The organism is Pseudonocardia sp. OZ21 (assembly GCF_059359135.1).
Genome location: NZ_JCADBN010000002.1, coordinates 595,977 through 614,123, shown reverse-complemented (window position 1 = coordinate 614,123; position 18,147 = coordinate 595,977). Strand labels below are relative to the sequence as shown.

At 72.8% G+C, this 18,147-nt stretch carries 18 protein-coding genes; 5 read left to right on the top strand and 13 right to left on the bottom strand.

What is annotated here, in order from left to right:
- Positions 1 to 3 precede the first annotated feature (3 nt).
- Together AC5L35_RS06460 and AC5L35_RS06455 are read left to right on the top strand one after the other, a co-directional pair.
- Entirely contained in the window at positions 4 to 897 is an 894-nt protein-coding gene (locus AC5L35_RS06460) for an endonuclease/exonuclease/phosphatase family protein (RefSeq protein WP_495058621.1), read from the top strand.
- Positions 898 to 962: 65 nt separating this feature from the next.
- Positions 963 to 2,111 carry a polysaccharide pyruvyl transferase family protein gene (locus AC5L35_RS06455; protein WP_495058620.1) on the top strand — a complete coding sequence of 383 codons (1,149 nt, stop codon included), beginning with the start codon at positions 963 to 965 and terminating at the stop codon, positions 2,109 to 2,111.
- An 81-nt stretch (positions 2,112 to 2,192) separates the two neighbouring features.
- Here the strand turns inward: AC5L35_RS06455 and AC5L35_RS06450 are convergent, their stop codons facing one another.
- The 3 genes from AC5L35_RS06450 to AC5L35_RS06440 all read right to left on the bottom strand — a co-directional run bounded on the left by AC5L35_RS06450 (position 2,193) and on the right by AC5L35_RS06440 (position 4,580).
- Positions 2,193 to 3,080: an oxidoreductase gene (locus AC5L35_RS06450; RefSeq protein ID WP_495058619.1), complete on the bottom strand. Its 888-nt coding sequence runs from the start codon at positions 3,078 to 3,080 to the stop codon at positions 2,193 to 2,195.
- A gap of 130 nt (positions 3,081 to 3,210) precedes the next feature.
- A complete protein-coding gene (locus tag AC5L35_RS06445; RefSeq protein WP_495058618.1) occupies positions 3,211 to 3,831 on the bottom strand; it encodes a TetR/AcrR family transcriptional regulator in 621 nt (206 codons plus the stop codon).
- A gap of 116 nt (positions 3,832 to 3,947) precedes the next feature.
- Positions 3,948 to 4,580, bottom strand: coding sequence for a TetR/AcrR family transcriptional regulator (locus AC5L35_RS06440; protein ID WP_495058617.1), 633 nt, complete (start codon positions 4,578 to 4,580; stop codon positions 3,948 to 3,950).
- Between the two features lie 98 nt (positions 4,581 to 4,678).
- Between AC5L35_RS06440 and AC5L35_RS06435 the strand changes: the two genes are divergently transcribed.
- Positions 4,679 to 5,305: a hypothetical protein gene (locus AC5L35_RS06435; RefSeq protein WP_495058616.1), complete on the top strand. Its 627-nt coding sequence runs from the start codon at positions 4,679 to 4,681 to the stop codon at positions 5,303 to 5,305.
- A gap of 84 nt (positions 5,306 to 5,389) precedes the next feature.
- Here the strand turns inward: AC5L35_RS06435 and AC5L35_RS06430 are convergent, their stop codons facing one another.
- The 3 genes from AC5L35_RS06430 to AC5L35_RS06420 all read right to left on the bottom strand — a co-directional run bounded on the left by AC5L35_RS06430 (position 5,390) and on the right by AC5L35_RS06420 (position 8,444).
- The gene (locus AC5L35_RS06430; protein ID WP_495058615.1) at positions 5,390 to 6,892 is read right to left on the bottom strand and encodes a CehA/McbA family metallohydrolase domain-containing protein; all 1,503 of its coding nucleotides are present in this window, start codon (positions 6,890 to 6,892) and stop codon (positions 5,390 to 5,392) included.
- A gap of 175 nt (positions 6,893 to 7,067) precedes the next feature.
- Positions 7,068 to 8,078: an alpha/beta hydrolase gene (locus AC5L35_RS06425; protein WP_495058614.1), complete on the bottom strand. Its 1,011-nt coding sequence runs from the start codon at positions 8,076 to 8,078 to the stop codon at positions 7,068 to 7,070.
- Between the two features lie 51 nt (positions 8,079 to 8,129).
- Positions 8,130 to 8,444 carry a putative quinol monooxygenase gene (locus AC5L35_RS06420; protein ID WP_495058613.1) on the bottom strand — a complete coding sequence of 105 codons (315 nt, stop codon included), beginning with the start codon at positions 8,442 to 8,444 and terminating at the stop codon, positions 8,130 to 8,132.
- Between the two features lie 158 nt (positions 8,445 to 8,602).
- Here AC5L35_RS06420 and AC5L35_RS06415 point away from each other — a divergent pair, with 158 nt between their 5' ends.
- Positions 8,603 to 9,511, top strand: coding sequence for an AraC family transcriptional regulator (locus tag AC5L35_RS06415; RefSeq protein ID WP_495058612.1), 909 nt, complete (start codon positions 8,603 to 8,605; stop codon positions 9,509 to 9,511).
- Here the strand turns inward: AC5L35_RS06415 and AC5L35_RS06410 are convergent.
- The gene (locus AC5L35_RS06410; RefSeq protein WP_495058611.1) at positions 9,414 to 10,445 is read right to left on the bottom strand and encodes a DMT family transporter; all 1,032 of its coding nucleotides are present in this window, start codon (positions 10,443 to 10,445) and stop codon (positions 9,414 to 9,416) included. The genes AC5L35_RS06415 and AC5L35_RS06410 overlap by 98 nt on opposite strands.
- Between AC5L35_RS06410 and AC5L35_RS06405 the strand changes: the two genes are divergently transcribed.
- Positions 10,444 to 11,859, top strand: a complete 1,416-nt coding sequence (locus AC5L35_RS06405; RefSeq protein WP_495058610.1) for an aminotransferase-like domain-containing protein — start codon at positions 10,444 to 10,446, stop codon at positions 11,857 to 11,859. The two genes, AC5L35_RS06410 and AC5L35_RS06405, sit on opposite strands and share 2 nt — an antisense overlap.
- A gap of 653 nt (positions 11,860 to 12,512) precedes the next feature.
- Here AC5L35_RS06405 and AC5L35_RS06400 read toward each other — a convergent pair.
- The 6 genes from AC5L35_RS06400 to AC5L35_RS06375 all read right to left on the bottom strand — a co-directional run bounded on the left by AC5L35_RS06400 (position 12,513) and on the right by AC5L35_RS06375 (position 18,143).
- Entirely contained in the window at positions 12,513 to 13,295 is a 783-nt protein-coding gene (locus tag AC5L35_RS06400; RefSeq protein WP_495058609.1) for a hypothetical protein, read from the bottom strand.
- A gap of 279 nt (positions 13,296 to 13,574) precedes the next feature.
- A complete protein-coding gene (locus AC5L35_RS06395) occupies positions 13,575 to 14,144 on the bottom strand; it encodes a hypothetical protein (RefSeq protein WP_495058608.1) in 570 nt (189 codons plus the stop codon).
- A 123-nt stretch (positions 14,145 to 14,267) separates the two neighbouring features.
- Entirely contained in the window at positions 14,268 to 15,734 is a 1,467-nt protein-coding gene (locus AC5L35_RS06390) for a hypothetical protein (protein WP_495058607.1), read from the bottom strand.
- Positions 15,735 to 15,800: 66 nt separating this feature from the next.
- On the bottom strand, positions 15,801 to 16,445 hold the full coding sequence (locus AC5L35_RS06385; protein WP_495058606.1) for a hypothetical protein: 645 nt from the start codon (positions 16,443 to 16,445) through the stop codon (positions 15,801 to 15,803).
- A 21-nt stretch (positions 16,446 to 16,466) separates the two neighbouring features.
- Complete coding sequence (locus AC5L35_RS06380; protein ID WP_495058605.1) at positions 16,467 to 16,751, bottom strand: hypothetical protein; 285 nt, start codon at positions 16,749 to 16,751, stop codon at positions 16,467 to 16,469.
- Between the two features lie 24 nt (positions 16,752 to 16,775).
- Entirely contained in the window at positions 16,776 to 18,143 is a 1,368-nt protein-coding gene (locus tag AC5L35_RS06375; RefSeq protein WP_495058604.1) for a hypothetical protein, read from the bottom strand.
- Positions 18,144 to 18,147 lie beyond the last annotated feature (4 nt).

The following is an 18,147-nucleotide window of genomic DNA, read 5'->3' as shown; positions in this document are numbered from 1 at the left end:
GGCATGAGCGACCGGTCCGACCGAGGGCTGTGGGTGGCGGTACTCGCCTGCGTGGTCGCGTGCCTGGCGGGGTGCGCCACGACGGCGACCGGCCCGAACACGGGCGATCCCCGGCCCGGCCCACCGGCCCCGGCCGGCGGCGTCCAGCCCGGCTCGGTGCGCGTGCTGCAGCTGAACCTGTGCAGCAGCGGCATCGCCGGCTGCTACACCGGCCGGTCCACGGCCGAGGCCGCCGCGGTGATCCGCGCCGAGCTGCCCGACCTGGTCACCCTGAACGAGGTCTGCCAGGACGACGTGTCGTCCCTCGAGCGCGCGCTCGCTGACGTGGTACCCGGCGACGTGGTCGTGTCGGCGTTCCAGGCGGCGCGCAACGGGCGTACCGGGGAGGCGTACCGCTGCCGCAACGGCGAGCAGTACGGCATCGGCCTCGTCTCGCGGTGGCCGTCGGTGCCGGGGTCCTCCGCGGGCGGTGGGATCTACCCGGCCCAGGACAGAGCAGACCCGGAGGAGCGGGCGTGGCTGTGCCTGGACGTCGCGGCCACCCCGGCCGTCGCCGTCTGCACCACGCACCTGGCCTACACGGAGCGGGAGGTCGCGAGGGCCCAGTGCCGGTTCCTGTTCGGCACGGTCATCGCGGAGATGCGTGCCCGGGACGGGGCGGCGCCGCTGCTGCTGGGCGGCGACCTGAACCTCGGGTCCGGCGACAGCGCGGACCTCCGGTCCTGCCTCCCGGCCGGTGCCGTGCTCGCCGACGACGGCGGCCAGCAGCACGTCGTGGCGACGCCGGAGTTCGTCGTCGACGGCTCCCGGACGATCGACCTGCGTGGCACCACCGACCACCCTGGCCTGCTCGTCACCCTCGCTCCCACCGGGAGCAGGCCCGAGCCGGGTCGATGAATCGTCGAGTGCTGTTCATCCGCAGGAGACCTTCGTCGACCACACGACGGTCGAGACTGGGCTGAATGCTGGGTTCAGTGCGTGGACGCCCCCTGTACTACCTCATCGGCACCGCGGGACACCCCAACTACGGCGACGAGCTGATCACCTCGATCTGGTTGAGGCATCTGGCCGTCGTCGCGCCCGACGCCGATGTGTGGGTCGACTGTCCGGCCCCGGGTTCGGCGGCGGTGCTGCTCGACGGCTTGCACCCGCGTGCCCGGTTCACCGACACGGCGTGGCGGCTGTGTGCGGAAGCTCCCGGCCTTGGGCCGTGGGAGAAGGCCGCATGGGTCCAGAACGCGATGCAGCAGCCCGGCCTGGCCTGCCGCTGGGTGGCCGGCATCGAGCTGATGGGCACCGCGGACGTCGTCCACGTGATCGGGGGCGGCTACATCAACGGCATCTGGCCGCACCACATCGGGCTGCTCGCCTCGGCCGCGGCAGCGGTCCGGCGCTCGGGTGGCCGGGCGGTGGTCACCGGGCAGGGCCTCATGCCGCTCGACGACGGTGAGGCGGCGCTCGTCCGCACCCTGCTCGAGCGGTTCGACCTGGTGGACGTGCGCGACACGGTGTCCGCCGAGATGCTGGAGCGACCGGGCAGCCGGGGTGTCGATGACGCCTTCCTGGGCGCCGGCCGGTTCTTGCGTTCCGAGCAGCAGCCTGCCGACCCGCTCCCGCGGTACATGGTCTGCGTGCAGTCCGACCTGAGCGACCACGACGCGGGCAGGCTCGCCGCCTTCACCCTCGCGACCCTGCGGACATGGGACGTCGACCCCGCCGACGTCGGGGTGGTCGAAGGCATACCCGGGCAGGACCGCGTGGTGTACGGGCTGCTCGAGCACGAACTGCCCGGATCGCGGTTCTTCCCGTTCAGCGAGGTGTGGCGCCACGGGATGCCGGTGGCGCCCCACCAGACGTGGCTCTCGACCCGCTTCCACCTGCACCTGGTGGCCGCGTCGGTCGGGGCGAACGGCGTGGCAGTGAGCGTCAACCGCGACTACTACGCCACGAAGCACGGCTCGTTGCTGCGCCTGGGCTCGAACTGGGATCTCGTCGAGGACCTCGCCGACATCCCGAAACCGCCCGCCGGCGGCGGGTTCCCCCCGGACGTGCTGGCCGGGCACGTGCGCAGCAAGGCGGAGGTGGCACGGCAGATCTACCCGGTCTCCTGACCGGGCCGTGCGGGCGGGGGTACCCCCTCCTGGTCACCCGCTCGCACGACGTCCAGGTCGGTCCACACCGACGAGGTGGGGTCAGGCGATCTGGGCGCCCTCGGGAAAGTCGGTGCTGCGAGTGAGCTGCGACCACTGCTCGATCTCGGCGTCGACCGCGCTGCGCCCGGCGGTGACCAGCCGGAGCGCGTCCGAACCGAGCAGCAGGTGGACCGGCGGGGCCGGCATGTCGAGGATCGACAACACCGCCTCGGCCGCCTTCGCCGGGTTGCCCAGCTGATTCCCGCTCGCGGCGAGGCGATTCCTGCGGACCGGTTCCATCAGCGCGTCATAGTCGGTGATGGAGCGGTCTGCGCGAACCATGGAGCGGCCTGCCCAGTCGGTTCGGAAGGAACCGGGAGCAATCGCCGTCACGGCGACGCCGAAGCTCCTCACCTCTTTTGCGAGGGTGTCGAGAATGCCCTCGAGTGCGAACTTGCTGCCCTGGTAGTACGCCAGCCCTGGCACGGTGATCAGCCCGCCCATCGATGTCACCGCCATCAGATGGCCGTGGCGGCGCCGGCGCATGTACGGGAGGGCGGCCTTCAGGGTGGCGACGGCGCCGTAGACGTTGACGGCGAACTGCGCACGTAGCTCCGACAGGGGCGACTCCTCGAAGACGCCCTCGTGCCCGTAGCCGGCGTTGGCGATCACCACGTCGATCGGCCCGATGGTCTCCTCGACGGCGGCGACGGTGGCGAGGACGGCCTCGTCGTCGGTCACGTCGAGCACGCGCGCAAGCGCCCGGCCGGACGTGCCGGCGGCCAGCTTCTCGAACCCCTCACCGTCGTCGGGCTTGCGCACGGTGCCGACCACCGTGTGTCCGGCGGCGAGGAAGGTCTGCGCGAACGCCCGCCCGAACCCGGAGCTCACACCCGTGACGAAGAAGATCTTGGCAGCGGGTCGGATGGTTGTCGTCGGACTCGTCATGGACCCGAGTCTACGCTCCGTTGAGAAAAATCGACGTGGCGTCGAAAATGTGAGCGTCGCCCGGCGTCGCGGGTCCACGACGGCACGGGCGGCGGGGGATGGGGTGCAGTGAGCCGGAACGAGTCAGGCCCTACCGGGGAAGTTCGAGCGCGGTGAGCCAGACGTGGGTCAGAGTCGCGGCCGTCTCGTCGACGGAGCCGCCGGTCCTGGAGGCCTGGTAGAAGGACCGCTCGGTCATCCAGACGAGTGCGGCGGTGACAGCGGCGGCATCGGTGGGGCCGTCTCCGGCGGGCAGCCCCGCTCGTTCGGCGATTCGCCGGGTGATGTCGGCGATGGCGGAGACCGCGGAGCGCCATTGTTCGTCGATGGCCGGGATGGTGGGGGAGAGGTCGACGGCCGCACGCATGACGCTGCCGTGTTCGTGCCACATGCGTGCGGTCTGCTGAACACTCTGTTCGAGCGTTTCCGCCGGTGAACTGGTGCCGGCGGCGTCTGCCGCGTCGACTTCGGCGCGAAGCGTCGACACCGTTCGCTCGACGAGTGCGGTGAGCACGTCGTTCTTCGAGCCGAAGTAGAAGTAGAAGGCGCCTCTGGTGATTCCGGCCGCCGTCGCGATCGTCTCGACCGTCATGTGCTCCAGGCCGCCGGTGGCGAGTTGGTGTTCGGCCGCGTCGAGGATCGCGCGTTCGCGCAGGTCGCCCTTGCTGGGAGCGACGCGGCGACGGCCCTTCGTCTCTCCGGGCTGAGGCACAGGGTCACGCTATCAGACGTCGAGAATTGTCGACGCTGCGCAGATTCCATCACCGGGCGGGGCGCTGAGGTCGGCGCTCGAGCACGACCGCACGTGGTCCGAGCGCGGCGGGGGACTCAGTCCGGTTGTAGCCCGTCGAGCAGTGCTTCGAGCCCGCGGCGGAACTCGGCCTCTGGCGTGCTGGTCCGGGCCGCACCGGCGATCTCGATCAATCGGGGGTAGCGCTCGGCCGGGAGTGAGCGGAACCGGTCGATCGTTGCGGCCGCTCCACCGTTGCGGGTGCTCATCGGGCCGGTCAGCTCGGTCTGGGCGAAGGCCGCCGCCAGCGTGGTGACAGCACGGAAGGCGACCAGTAGGTCCTCGCCGTCGAGGCCGGACCGGGCGAGTGCCGCGAGCAGTGCCTCGGCGGCGTCGAGGAAGGTCTCCGACCGGCTGCGTCGGGCGAGTACCAGCGGAATGGCGTTGGGGTGCTGGCGGACGGCACGCCACAGCTCCTCGGCGAGTCCCCGGACGTCGACGCGCCAGTCGGATGAGGGGGAGTGGGGAATTGTGATGCCGCGCAGCACGCCGTCCACCACCAGGGCATCCAGCGCCGCACGATCGGCGACGTAGTTGTAGAGCGTCATCGGGCCGGTGCCCAGACGGGTGGCGACCGCGCGCATGGTGAGTCCGGCGAGGCCGTACTCGTCGACCACCGCGATGGCCGCGCCCTCCAGTTCGGCGCGGCTGAACCTCGCCCGTCGTCCCACCCTTGACCCTCTCCGCGCGCTCGCTCTACGATTTACGTACGAGTGTACGTAAATCCGATGGCCGACGCCGCTGTTACCACCCTGCTGAGGACGTGACGATGAACCTGATCGAGATCACCCACCCTGTCGGGGCCATGGACGAGGCGGCGCGCGCCGAGGTCGCGCAGCAGATCATGACCGGAATGCTGGGCGGAGAGGAGATCCCGGCCGAAACCCTGCGGCGGGTGCGCCGGATGAGTCACGTGCTGTTCCACGAGGCACGGAGCTGGACCACCGGCGACGGGCCCGTCCCGGACCAGGCGCCGCCGCCCTACATCGTCACGATCACCGTGCCCGAGGCATGGCGGGAAGAGATGTCGCGCTACGCCATCGGTGTGGTGCGGGCCGCGCTCAGGCGACAGGACAACCAGCACGGGGTCTCCCGCGAGGGCGGAGACGTGTGGGTCAACGTGGTCGGCATCGCCGACGGCAGCATCGGTCTGAACGGCAAGGCCACCACCGCTGCCGGCGTGCTGAACTACATGACCGAGGAGTACCGGGCCGCGGCGCCCGCGCAGACCGACCTACCCGACGGCGTGGTGATCGACCCGATCTGCGGCATGCAGGTCCGGCTCGGCCCGAAAGCGATCACCCTGGACCACCACGGCGCCACCATCGGCTTCTGCGCCACCGGCTGCCGCGACGCCTACACCCAGAACGAGGGGCTCGTCCCGAACGCGCCCTGAGCCGACCCGCCCGGGTCGAGTTCGCGGGCGAGCCACGCGCCCGGCGTGTGGACCTGGTCGCAGGCCCACACGCCGGGGTGATCGTCAGCGGCGGATGAAGACCGGGTTGGAGTAGAACCACAGGTCGGCCCAGGGGTCGGCGCCGTGGGCGTCGGGTTCCGGCTCGAGTTCGGTGGTGCTCGTGCCGCGGACACGCACGTACATCGCTCCGGGCACGTCGATCGCGTGCCGGACGACGATCCAGTCGCCCTCGCGGCGCCAGTTCGACTCGTCGAAGCGCGCCAGGACCGTGGTGGTCGGGTTGGTGTCGACCGTGGGCGTGGCGACCGGTCCGGTGATCATCCCGCCGATGATGTCGATGCGGCGCGGAGCGGGCCGCTCGCCGTGCGCGTTCGGGGTCCGGGGAACCCGGATGCGTACCTCGACCTCGGCGGCGCGGTCGTCGCGGCCCCGCAGCAGCAGGGATTCGCCGACCGCGGCCCGGTTCGGGCCGCCGTCACCGCGGCCCGCCCGGGAGACCGTGAGGTCGAGCCGGTCGATGAGGTCGCCGGTGGTGACGAAGATGCGGCCGTTGCGCAGGCCGTCGAGGATGTCGGCGTAGTCCGCGGTGGCGTGGACGTAGGTCTTCGAGTACTCGCCGGGCCAGAAGTCGGAGCCGCCGTCGGTGTAGTGGACGTGGGAGTCGGACGTGCTGGTGATCCACCAGCGGCGGCCCTCTCCGAGCAGGGAGTCCCACAGCCCGCCGAGCCGGGCGGTCATCTGGTCGAAGCCGCCCATGGTGGGGTGGTTGCCGTACCCGCCGCGCTCACCGTCGGGGTCGAGGCTCCCGTCGCGGTTCAGCGTGCCGGCCTGGTGTCCGGGCGCGCCCTCGAAGCCGACCGACACCTCGGGTGCGGTGTCGTTCCAGGCCCGGAACTCGGCAGGCGTGTCCTGGCCGTAGACGCCGAGGCCGGTGGCCGACCGGGCCGGGTGGTTGGCGAACAGCACGGGCCGGTCGCGCAGGGCCCGCATCGCGCGGAGCGCTTCGAGCATCCTGGGCTCGGTGTCGCGCACCGGGTCGTCGGGGAACGCGTCGCGCTTGGCGAAGCGGCTCTCCAGGGAGAACAGGATGTCCCGCTCGCCTGCGACCTTGGGGATGATGAGGCTGCTGTGGTCGGCGGCCGGGGTGTCGAACTCCATCCCGTAGAACTGGAGCACGCCGGGCACCTTGCGACGGGAGTCGAGGAGGCTGGGGTAGGCCTGCTCGGCGTTGAGCTTGGAGTGGTGGGGGCCGCCGTGGTCGGTGGAGACCATCCAGCGCAGACCGAAGCGCTCCGCGTTGGTCGCGTTCGTCGCGATGGGGTAGATCGCATCGCCCGCGATGATCGGAGTCGGGGGCGAGGTGGACTCGTCGTATCCGACGCTGAACTCGCTGTGGATGTGGTGGTCACCGGGCAACCAGTCCCGGCTCCTGCCGCCCGATCCCCGGCCGGTCGTCTCGCCTGCCTGCGCAGGCGAGACGCCACCCAGGGTGACCAGACCGGCCAGCCCACCCGTCACTGCCAGCATCCTGCGCCGGTTCAACCTGTGGTGCTCGAGGTCGTCCATCTACTCCTCTTCCTGGCTCCATGAGCCGCTGTCACCCGATCGGGGTGAAGCGGCGACACAGCGCAACAGGTGCTGATGGCGACGGAGTGACACCTTGTGGATCAACAGGACAACTGGTCACCAACTACGACGGAGCCTGACCGGTGGGTAACCGGACCGCAGCGCGCAACGACGCTCACCCTGTCGGCCGGAGAGCCTGCTCCGGCAGGACGGGGGACGGCGCGTCGGAGGCCGGCCTCAGGACCCGGGTGAGCCAGTCGTTGCGCGTACGGCGGGCCGCGGCCGAGACCGGCACCTGCGGGTAGAGCGCGTCGAACGCGTGGAAGCCACCCGCCCAGATGTGCAGTTCGGCCTGGCCACCTGCCGCCCAGATCCTGGTGGCGTAGTCGACGTCCTCGTCGCGGAAGACCTCTGCCGTGCCGGCGTCGATGTAGGTGGTGGGCAGTCCCGAGAGGTCCTCGGCCACCGCGGGCGAGACGTAGCCGGGCACGTCCTCGTCGGGGAGGCCGCCGAGAACCGAGCGCCAGCCGAACTCGTTCATCTCGCGCGTCCAGACACCGGGTCGGCCCGAGTACTGCCGGCTCGACGTGGTGGTGTTGCGGTGGTCGAGCATGGGGCCGATCAGCACCTGGGCGGCGATCGCCGGCGTGCCGCGGTCGCGGGCCATCAGGGTGACGCCTGCCGCGAGGCCACCACCGGCGCTGGCGCCCGCAACGACGATCCGGGCGGGGTCGATGCCCAGGTCGCCAGCGTGTTCGGCGATCCAGAGCAGGCCACGGTAGCAGTCGTCGACGAGGGTGGTGCCGGTGACCTCCGGCGCCAGCCGGTAGTCCACGGAGATCACGACGGCGCCGTGGAGGTCGAGCCATTCCAACGGGATGTCGATGTTCGAGAAGCGATCTCCCATGACCATCCCGCCCCCGTGGATCCAGTAGACGCACGGTGCCGCCGTGGACCGCTCGGTCCCGGCGGGGCTGAAGATCGAGAGCGGGATCCGCCCGCCGTCCGGGGTGGGGACGGTGACCTCGCGCCGCTCGACGGCGAGACCGTCGAGGAAGGTCTCGACCGGTGTCGACGGCACTTGACGCAGTTGTGCCACCACCTCGGGGCTGAGCCGGGACATGAGCGGCATGTCGGCCAGTGCTGCGTTCAGGTGGGGGTCGATGCCCGGGCGTGCCTGATCCATGGTGGTTCCTTACGTGGGGTGCTGCGGGGTGATCGGGACGGAGGTGGCCGGTCAGCGGTCCCGGAAGGCGGCCTTCCCGCCCACCGGCACCTCGTCGGCGTACCGGGACTCGCCGGCGAGCAGCGGCTGGAGCTTCGCGACCAGCGCCTGCGCCTCCCCGGTCGCGAAGAACCTGCCGTGGGCCTCTTCGCTGACCCAGCCTTCGGTGACGTGGACGATGTCCTGGTCGGCTGCCGAGCGGCTGACCAGGAAGACGACGCAGTCCTCGTTGGACAGGGACGGCGCGTCGAGCAGGAACTCGACCAGCTCGGCACCCTTTCCGGGTCGGGCGGTCATGGTGGCGTGAAAACCGTGGCTGACGCTCATGGGGGCGGTCCCTCAACTCGTGGAGCTGTCGTGTGCTCCTGGGATGGCGACCTGCCCATGTAAGCATCGTGACCTGGCAAAACGTGAGAACGATACTCCTGACCTCTTGCCTGATCCTCCCGCTGTGAGGAGTACCGGGTTCGTGCTTCAATCGCGTCATGGACCTCGATGGGCTGCGAGCCCTACTCGCTCGCCACGCTCGGCCCGACTCGACCACCGCCATCGACGGTGTCCTGATCTCGAAGGTCGAGCAGTCGACCCCGCCGGCGCCGTCGATGTCGGGCACGGTCCTGGCGCTCATCGCACAGGGCTCGAAACGGATCGCGCTGGGCGACCGCGTGTACGAGTACCGCGCCGGGCAGTACCTCGTCGCGTCGGTCGACATGCCGATCACCGGCCAGTTCACCGAAGCCGACCCCGAGCGGCCGGCGATGGGCTTCGGGCTGATCCTGCACCCGGCCACCGTCGCCGAGCTGTTGCTGCAGGCGGCTCCCGGCGACCTCCCGCCCGCCGCCGGCGGCGGCGCGCCGTCCGGCATGGCCGTCAACGACGCGCCCGCCGCGCTCGTGGACGCGGTGATCAGGCTGCTGAGCCTGCTCGACCAGCCCCGCGACATCGCGGTGCTCGCGCCGCTGATCAAGCGGGAGATCCTCTGGCGGCTCATCACCGGTGAGCAGGGCGCCGTCGTACGCCAGCTCGGTCTCGCCGACAGCAGCCTCAGCCACATCGCGCGGGCGGTCCGGTGGATCCGCGACCACTACACGCAGTCCTTCCGCGTCGAGGACGTGGCGCAGCTGTCCGGCATGAGCGTGTCCGCCTTCTACCGCAACTTCCAGGCGGTCACCGCGATGAGCCCCATCCAGTTCCAGAAGCAGATCCGGCTGCAGGAGGCCCGGCTGCTGCTCGCCACCCAGTCCGGCGACGTCTCCGGCGTCGGCTACCGCGTCGGTTACGACAGCCCGTCGCAGTTCAGCCGCGAGTACCGCCGCCAGTTCGGCGCTCCTCCCAGCCAGGACGCCGCCCGGTTGCGCGGCTCGGCGCTCTGCCCCGCACCGGCTCTGGTGTGACAGCCACGGCGTGGGCCGGCGGGTCGAGGCGGATGCGCACGGCGATGCCGGCGCACGCGATGACGGCGAGCCCGCCGAGGGCGGTCGGCCAGGTCAGCTCCTCGCGGAGCAGCAGCGCCGCCCAGCTGATGGTGAGCACGGGCTGGACCAGCTGCACCTGACTGACCTGTGCCATCGGGCCGATGGCCAGACCGCGGTACCAGGCGAAGAAGCCGAGGAACATGCTGACCGCGGCGAGGTAGGCGAACGCCGCCCACTCGGTCGGTGTCCCCGACGGGGGCTGCTGCACCATCGACACCGCCGTCAGGGCGATCATCAGCGGCGACGACAGCACGAGCGCCCAGGACACCGTCTGCCAGGAACCGAGCTCGCGGCTGAGCAGCCCGCCCTCGGCGTAGCCGATCGCGGCGGCGGCGACGGCGCCGAACAGCAACAGGTCGGAGTGGTGCAGCTGCCCGATCCCGCCGCCCTGCACGGAGGCGAACCCGACGGCGGCGAGGGCGCCGACCACAGTCATGATCCAGAACGTCCGCGGCGGGCGCTCCTTGCCGCGAACGACGGCCATGGCCGCGGTCGCCGCCGGGAGCAGCGCGATCACCACGGCACTGTGACCGGCCGGGGCGGTGGTGAGCGCGTACGAGGTCAGGAGCGGGAAGCCGACGACGATCCCGCCTGCCACGACGGCCAGCCGCACCCACTGGACACCCGTGGGCAGGTGCTGTCCGGTCACGGCGAGTGCGGTGGCGGCCAGGAACGCGGCCGCCACCGCGCGCCCCGAACCGATGAACAGCGGGGACAGCCCGCCGACGGCGACCCGGGTGAAGGGGACGGTGAACGAGAACGCCGCCACTCCCAGCAGCCCCCACCACAGGCCCGTCCGCGACGGCGATAACGATGCCGCCGCAACCCGAGTAGCGCTATCTTCTCTCGACATGGTTGACGATAGCTCTGCTCGCATCGTGGCGGGTCTGCGCACCTGGATCGCGAAGGCGCCCCCGGGCGCTCGGGTGCCGTCCAACCGGGCGTTGATGGCGGAGTACGGAGCCAGTCCCGTCACGGTCCAGAAGGCGATGCGAACCCTGAGCACGCTCGGGCTCGTCGAGCCCCGGCCCGGTGTGGGGACGTTCACCCGCGCCGTGCGCACCGTGCGGCCTCCCGACTACGGCTGGCAGACCGGGGCCCTGGGTTCCCCGCACGCTCGCATCCCGACCCTGTCGACGCCGATGCGCAGCAGCCCGCCGGACGGGATCGGCCTGCACGCCGGTTACCCCGCCCGTGAGCTCCTCCCGGAGCGGCTGGTGCGCGCCGCGCTCGCACGTGCCGCCCGCGCTGACGCGGCCGTGGCGCGATCTCCCGCCGCCGGACTGCCGGAGCTGCAAGCCTGGTTCGCCCACGAGCTCGCCGAGACCGCGCCGGTCGGCGTCACCCAGCCCGCACCCCGGGACGTCGTGATCCTGCCCGGCAGCCAGAGCGGCCTGAGCTCGATCTTCAGGGCGCTGGCGGGTGTCGGGCAGCCGTTGCTCATCGAGTCGCCGAGCTACTGGGGTGCCATCCTCGCCGCAGCGCAAGCCGGCGCCCACGTCGTCCCGGTGCCCAGCGGACCGGCGGGCCCGGACCCGGACGCGCTCGCGCGCGCGTTCGCCGAGACCGGGGCGCGCGTGTTCTACGCGCAGCCGACGTACGCCAACCCCACGGGCGCGCAGTGGTCGCCCTCGCGGGCGGCGCAGGTGCTCGACGTCGTCCGCGCTCACGGCGCCTTCCTCGTGGAGGACGACTGGGCCCACGACTTCGGGATCGACACCACCGCGCAACCGCTCGCCGTGCACGACGACGCCGGCCACGTCGTCTACCTGCGCTCGCTGACCAAGAGCGTGTCCCCGGCGATTCGCGTCGCCGCGGTGATCGCCCGTGGCCCCGTGCGCGACCGCATCCTGGCCGACCGCGGGGCGGAGTCGATGTACGTCAGCAGCCTCCTGCAGGCCGCGGCCCTCGACGTGGTCACCCAGCCCGGGTGGCACACCCATCTGCGCACCCTGCCGCACCACCTGCGAGCCCGGCGCGACCTGCTCATCGACAGCCTGGCCGAGCACGTCCCCGACGCCCACCTCGACCACGTTCCCCGTGGCGGCCTCAACCTCTGGGCACGCCTGCCCGACGCGACCGACCTCGACCGGCTCGCCCGTGACTGTGAGGCCGATGGCGTGACGATCGCGCCCGGCACCGAATGGTTTCCCGCCGAACCGTCCGGGCCGTTCATCCGGCTCAACTACTCCGGTCCGAGCCCCGACCGATTTCCCGACGGCGTTCGCGTCATCGGAAAGGCTCTCGCCCGCCAGCGCAGCTCGTAACAGGACAGTTCTCGGAGCGGGGAGAACACATCTCATGGGCGGGAACGCGGGCCGGCAGCAGGGCCACCGAGCGGTTCTCCACGTGGTGCGGTGGCCGGCTGGTCGAGCGGGACGTCTCCCGAAGGCGCCCGATTGTCATCGTCGTGTCGCCGCGATGGCACCGCAGCAACCACTGGTGTTCACCGACGGACAGCACTCTTCGTGTCGATCACTCCACGAGGTTCTCGTCGGTCGCTGACGGCTCGCGACGGGCGAACCAGCCGGGGAGTGGCGGTGCGAGGCCGTTCACGGGTCGCTGCCCCAGGCGCGACGTGTGACGCCTCCTCTGCGGTGTTCGTGTTGCTTCCTTCCGGCCGTGTTCCTGCTGTTGCAGGGCCTGAGCGGCTGTCTCTCCGGTGACGTCAGGAGTCGTCTGTCATGGGTGTGGTCTCGGTACGCGGGGGTGGGGCCGATGGCCTCGCCGTGCGTACTGCTGCGCCCGTGCGGTTGCGGCCGTCGCCGCTGCAGCGGTTGCTGTGGATGCTGCGCTGGCTTCTCGGGGTGGCCGGTGCGGTGGTGGTGCTGTGGGTGGGGGCGGCGTTCCTGGCAGCGTCTCCCGCTTCCGCGGCGGTGGTGGTTCCGGTAGCTGCGCAGCAGGCGTTGTCGAAGGGAGGTCAGAACAAGCCTGTTGCCGGTAGTGGTGGGTCGAACGGGTCCGGTTCTTCGGGCAGCGGAAAGTCGGAGAAGCAGGCCGGCACCACGAAGGCCGAATCGAAGCCGGACAAGAAACCCGAGAAGAAGACGGCCACGAAGTCCACCGACAAGGCGGACAGCAAGACGAAGGCTGAGCCGAAAGCGGCGAAGAAGCCGGAGCCGAAGGCGGCGAAGAAGCCCGAGCCGAAGTCGGCGAAGAAGCCCGGCGACACGAAGTCCGGCACGTCCGGTGCGAAGCCGGAGAAGAAGCCGGCTGAGAAGGCCGACAGCAAGAAGGCCGAGCCGAAGCCGGCCAAGAAGGCCGAGCCGAAGCCGGCCAAGAAGGCCGAGCCGAAGCCGGCCAAGAAGGTCGAGCGGCAGGCAGCCGAGACGAAGTCGGGTGCCACGAAGGCCGGCTCGAAGCGGGGCACAGCCAAGGACGGTGAGGCGGGTTCGAGCGATGCTCCCCGGCGCACCGAGCAGGCGGCCGAGACCGCGCCCACGGCGAAGAAGCCGGCCGTGAAGAAGCCGGCCGTGAAGAAGCCGGCCGTGAAGAAGCCGGCGGGCACGCAGCCGGCGCCGAAGGCAGACAGCGCGAAGACCGCCACGGCGTCCGAGAAGCCGGCGGGGAAGAACCGCGGGCAGAAGGGCGCCGTCGCGGAGAAGCAGGCGCGCGCCGACGCCCGGGCAGGTGAGCAGGCGGCGCCCGCGACGCTCGCGGCGGATCCCGGTGACCGGTCGATCTCCGGGGCGCTGCGGGGCAAGGAGTCGCCGCGGGCGGCGTGTGCCGGGACGGGCAGCCGGGGCTGCGCCGGTGGTGCGGTGGTGCGGTCGGGGGAGTCCCGGGCAGCGGATCCCCGTGGCCCTCCCTCCGGCCGGGACGAGTACCGCTACTCCACGAGCCAGTTCGGGGAGCGGCAGGACCGCGACGACTCGGAGCAGACCGAGCAGGCGCTCGAGGGCCGGATCAAGGTCGACCAGAGCAAGGCGCGGTTGGCGGCGGAGAAGAAGAAGGTCGCCTCGGGCGAGGTGACCAAGGCCGCCTACGCGAAGGACGAGAAGAAGCACCAGCAACTGGCGAAGCAGGTCGCAGCGGATCGCGCGGAGCTGTCGCCGGAACGGGCCGACCTCGTCGACGAGGTGGTAGACGGACACCGCGAGCTGACTGCGCGGGAGAAGCAGTTGGCGGCGGAGGAGAAGAAGGTCGCCGCGGGCACGGTGACGAAGAAGGTGCACGCGCAGAACGTCGCGAAGTACGAGTCGCAGCGCGACGAGGTGTACGAGGCCACCGACGATCTGATGGCCGCCACCGGCAACGACGTGCCGGACGCGGTGCCGTCCCGTGGCCGCGGCGAGGGGTCGGCGGCCGGCTGCGGGTCGAGCGGGGTGTTCGTCGCGTGTGGCTCGGAGAGCCGGAGGGCGGACGGCGCGAAGGACCAGGACCGGTGCGTCGCGTTGGCCGGGGTGTCGTCCGGGTGTGGGGTGCAGACCTCGTCGGGGGAGTCGAAGGGCTCGGCGTCGTGCACGCTGACCGGGGCTGACCAGGGTTGTGGCAGCAGTGTCTCCCACCGTGGCGCCGGCGGTGAGGTGACCACGGCGTCCGCGCGGTGCACGGGAGATGCGCGCGGGTGCGGTCAGGGCAGCCGGGCGAACGCGGACGGCGCGGAGTCCGGGTGTGCAACGGGCGGCGGCTCGTGCCGGAGTGAGAGCTCGGGGCCCAGTCGCGCGGACGCGGCTCAGGTCGCGGGTGGCGAGCGGAAGGCATCGGCGGCGGCGTCGTGCACCGGTCGGTGCGAGGTGAGCGGTTCGGCGGACGCCGCGGGTGCGCAGTCGGGCTGCCGGACCGGCGGTGGGACGTGCGACAGCGGCAGTACCGGTTCCCGGGCCGATCGGGGCGACAGCCGGGTGATCAGCACGACCCGTGCCGGCGGCGAGGCTGCCGCGGGCGGCGAGTCACGGGGGCAGGGGAGCGGGTCGGCTCGCTGTGAGTCGGCCGGTGGCTGTGGCACCTCCAGCTCCGTGGATCTCGCAGACCGCGACGGACGCGGCGGCCGTGGTGCCGTGGGTGCCGATGCGGCGGTCGCGTGCGAGGCCGCCTGCACCGGCCGCGCCACCAGCAGCAGCGACACCGGGAACAAGGCCGCGCGTGCTACCGGGACCGGTGCAACGGCCGCCACGCCGGAGACGGCCACGAACGCCGCCGCGAACTGCGCCGTCGGTGGCGGGGGCTGCCGCACGCACAGCGAGTCCCGGGCCGACGGGGACACCGGCGGGCGCGGCGCGGCCGCCGCTGACGTGGACGTGGACTGCGCCGGGGTTGCCGGGTGCAGCGGCACCGGTGCGGCGAGGACGGGCGGGACGGCGACCGGCGTCCGGGCTGCTGCGGAGCGCACGAGCACCGGGGCGGCCGGCTGCGAGGTCGCCGCCGGGGCGTGCCGGGCGAACAGCTCGACGGAGACCGACAGCCCGGTCGGGGAGCGCGCGAGCCGGCTGCGCGACGCGGACGGGTCGGCCGGTGACGTGCCGGCGCGGACGGCAGCGCTGACCGACGGCGATGCGCGGGCGTCCAGCGTGGCGTCCGCGAGCGTCGACTGTGGCGACGTGGCCGGGTGCTCGGGGAAGGCGTCCAGTGCGACCACCGGAAAGGTCGCCGGGAGCGCGGCGGCCGGGGGCGCGCCGCCGGTTCGGGAGACGAAGGCCGGCTCGACCTGCACGGCCACCGCAGGCGGGTGCGACACGGGAGCGGCGTCCGAGGTGACCGACCGTGCCGTGTCCGGCGCACCGCGGTCGTCGTCGGAGGTCGCGGCGACGGGGGGTCGGGAGCTGTCGGCGGTCAGCACGGCGGGGGCCGGAGTCGAGTGCACCAGCGCGTCCTGCACCGGCTCCGCGTCCTCCACGACGTCGGGTGCGGCATCCGGCGACGTCACCGGGGTGCGCGACAGCACCGGCAGCTCGAGCTGCACCGCCCACGGGGACGGCGGCACCTGCCGGACCGCCGCCGACACGACCGTGACCGACCGCGCCCCGGCGACGGACGGCACCACGGGTGCTGCGGTGGTGTCGGGTCCGGTGAGCGTCTCCCACGCGACCGCCGCGGTTCGGTGCTCCGGAGGCGTCGGGGAGTGCGGCGGCACGGCAACGAGCTCCACGAGCGCCCGGGACACCGGGGTGTCCCCGCACGCCCGCGGCACCAGCGCGGCCACGCAGTGTTCGGTGACCGGCGGCGGCTGTTCCGGTGAGACCAGCTCGGCCGCCTCCAGCGCGCCCGACTACGCGGTGACCGACCCGGCGACCGGGAAGCCGGTGAAGGGAGCGCCGACCGCCGGCCCGTCGTCGACGTCGTCGGCGAGCGCTGCCCTGGACTGCCCGGCCGGCTGCACCGGCAGCGTGCGCACCAGCACGACGGCGTCGGACGGGGCGATCGCGGGTGGAGCGCCGCGCACCTCCACCGGCTGGGCTGCCTGCACCGCGGGCGCCGGTGGGTGTGCGGCGCAGTCGGTGTCGCAGGCCTCGTCCGGGCCTGGGGCGGCACTCGCGCTGACCGGCGACCAGGCCGGGGTGCGGACGACCGACCCGACCACCGCCGACGGGAGCGACCGGACCGAGACACGGAAGACCAACACCGCTCGGCTCGTGGCGGGCCCGTCCGCGGCCTCGGCCTCCGGCGCCGCGATGTCCTGCGACGGACGCGAGCTGTGCACCGGGCGGGTGTCGAGCGCGTCGGACGCCACCGACCCGGCGGTGTCCCCGGCCGAGCGCGGCTCCCGCAGCGAGGGCTCCTGTGAGGGGGTCGTGGGTGGGGCGTGCCAGGCCGTGACCAACTCCGCGGCCTCGTCCGGCCCGGACGCCACCAGCATCGCCCCGCTCGTGCGGGCCCGCTCCACCTCGAACGCCACCGTCTCCTCCGACGCCACGGCGCAGGACGCGCCTGCCGATCAGGACCCGCAGCCGGGCAGATCGGGTACTGACCAGCAGCCCGCGACGCCGGTCGCCCCGTCGGCGCCGGGGTCGAGCGCCAACTCCGGTGGTCCGACGGTGCCGGGCGCGTCCAGCTGGACGACGGCGTCGGCCACTCTGGACTGCGCAGGCGGTTCCGATGGGTGCTCGGGCACCACGCGGACCTCTGCGTCGGGCAGCGACGGCCCCGACGCGCTGAACGGCGCAGGCGGGGCGCGCGGCCCCCCGTCGAGCGGCCCCTCCAGCTCCAGCGGCAGCTGCACGAGTGACCAGAGCGGCTGCCGGGCTCAGACCGACTCCTCCGCGGGGTCCGGCCAGGTCGTGGCCGACATCGTGGCGGAGAACCGCAGGACCGGCGCCGAGCAGGCCCGCGAGCAGGCCGACCAGGCCGAGGTCGCGGCACGTGAGGCGGCGGAGGTCGCCGCCCGACCGGGCGCGACCGCAGCGCAGAAGACGACAGCAGCCGACGCCGCGACCACCGCGACCGCCGCGCGGAAGGCCGCGAACGAAGCCGCCGGGCTCGCTGCGAAGCCGGTGACCGACGCGCCGGCCACCACGTCGCGCTCGGGTGCGACCGCGCAGTGCGCCGGTACCGGGTGCACCGCCGCGACCACGGGCGGCACGAGCGGCACACCGGGCCGCACGCAGACGGCGGCCCGCTGCACCGCCGCCGCGAGCGGTTGTGTGGTGGCGAGCGACGCCACCGCGGCCACGAACCGGGACCGCAGCATCGGCGCAGGATCCGCGCAGGCCGGCTCGCAGATCGGCTGTCCGGAGGCCGGCTGCACCGGTGCCGTGACCGGAGGCTCCTCCTCCGTCGCCGGGCCGGCCGGGCAGCGCAGCCGGAGCACCGCGGACGGCTCGACCCGCTGTGACGGCACCACCGCGTGCCAGGCACAGATCTTCGCGAGCACCGCGACCGGGACGAGCGCCCCGGGCGCGAAGGAGCGGTCCGCCGTCACCTCCGCGTCGGTCACCGCCGTCTGCGACGACGGCAGCGAGGCCGGGTGCGCGACCCGCGCGTCGAGCCGCACCACGGCGGTGGGCGCGAGGGACGTGCGCGCCACGTCGGCCGCGACCTGCCAGGCGCCCGGCGGCTGCCAGACCGGCACCGCCGGATATGCCGCCGACGACGTCGTCGAGGCGACCGCCGACTGCACCGGCACCGGGTGCCGCACCCTGACCCACGGCACGGCACGGGCGGCCGCCCCGGGCGGGACCAACCAGGCCGCGTCCCGTACCGACTGCGCCGCCGGGACCGACGGCCGGTGCGTGGGGAGCAGCCGGGTCGGTGCCGACGGCGAAGGGGCACAGGCGTCCGCCGCGTGCCAGGGCAGCGACGGCTCGGCCTGCCGGCAGAGCTTCTCGGCACGGAGCAGTGCGCACAGCCGGACCGGGGGGAACCGCGCCGTGGCGGACGCCCGCTGCGGCGGCGCGGGCGGCGCCGGTTCCGGGTGGTGCGCCACCAGCGCCGCGGCGGAGACCAGCGCCAACGGAGCGGTCGCCACCGCCGCCTGCCAGGGCAGCGCGGGCTCGAACTGCGTCCACAGCTTCCGGGCGAGCAGCGCCGCTTCCGGCGCGGCCGCCGGGGCGAGTGCCCGTGCGAGCGCGTCCGGATCGGGCTCGGGGACCGTCGGCGGCGGGTACGTCGCCACCTCC

Coding starts and splice junctions, on each gene's coding strand:
- AC5L35_RS06460 (WP_495058621.1), top strand. CDS start 4: ATGAGCGACCGGTCCGACCGAGGGCTGTGGGTGGCGGTACTCGCCTGC.
- AC5L35_RS06415 (WP_495058612.1), top strand. CDS start 8,603: ATGGACCTCGATGGGCTGCGAGCCCTACTCGCTCGCCACGCTCGGCCC.
- AC5L35_RS06410 (WP_495058611.1), bottom strand. CDS start 10,445: ATGTCGAGAGAAGATAGCGCTACTCGGGTTGCGGCGGCATCGTTATCG.
- AC5L35_RS06435 (WP_495058616.1), top strand. CDS start 4,679: ATGAACCTGATCGAGATCACCCACCCTGTCGGGGCCATGGACGAGGCG.
- AC5L35_RS06455 (WP_495058620.1), top strand. CDS start 963: ATGCTGGGTTCAGTGCGTGGACGCCCCCTGTACTACCTCATCGGCACC.
- AC5L35_RS06450 (WP_495058619.1), bottom strand. CDS start 3,080: ATGACGAGTCCGACGACAACCATCCGACCCGCTGCCAAGATCTTCTTC.
- AC5L35_RS06425 (WP_495058614.1), bottom strand. CDS start 8,078: ATGGATCAGGCACGCCCGGGCATCGACCCCCACCTGAACGCAGCACTG.
- AC5L35_RS06405 (WP_495058610.1), top strand. CDS start 10,444: ATGGTTGACGATAGCTCTGCTCGCATCGTGGCGGGTCTGCGCACCTGG.
- AC5L35_RS06430 (WP_495058615.1), bottom strand. CDS start 6,892: ATGGACGACCTCGAGCACCACAGGTTGAACCGGCGCAGGATGCTGGCA.
- AC5L35_RS06420 (WP_495058613.1), bottom strand. CDS start 8,444: ATGAGCGTCAGCCACGGTTTTCACGCCACCATGACCGCCCGACCCGGA.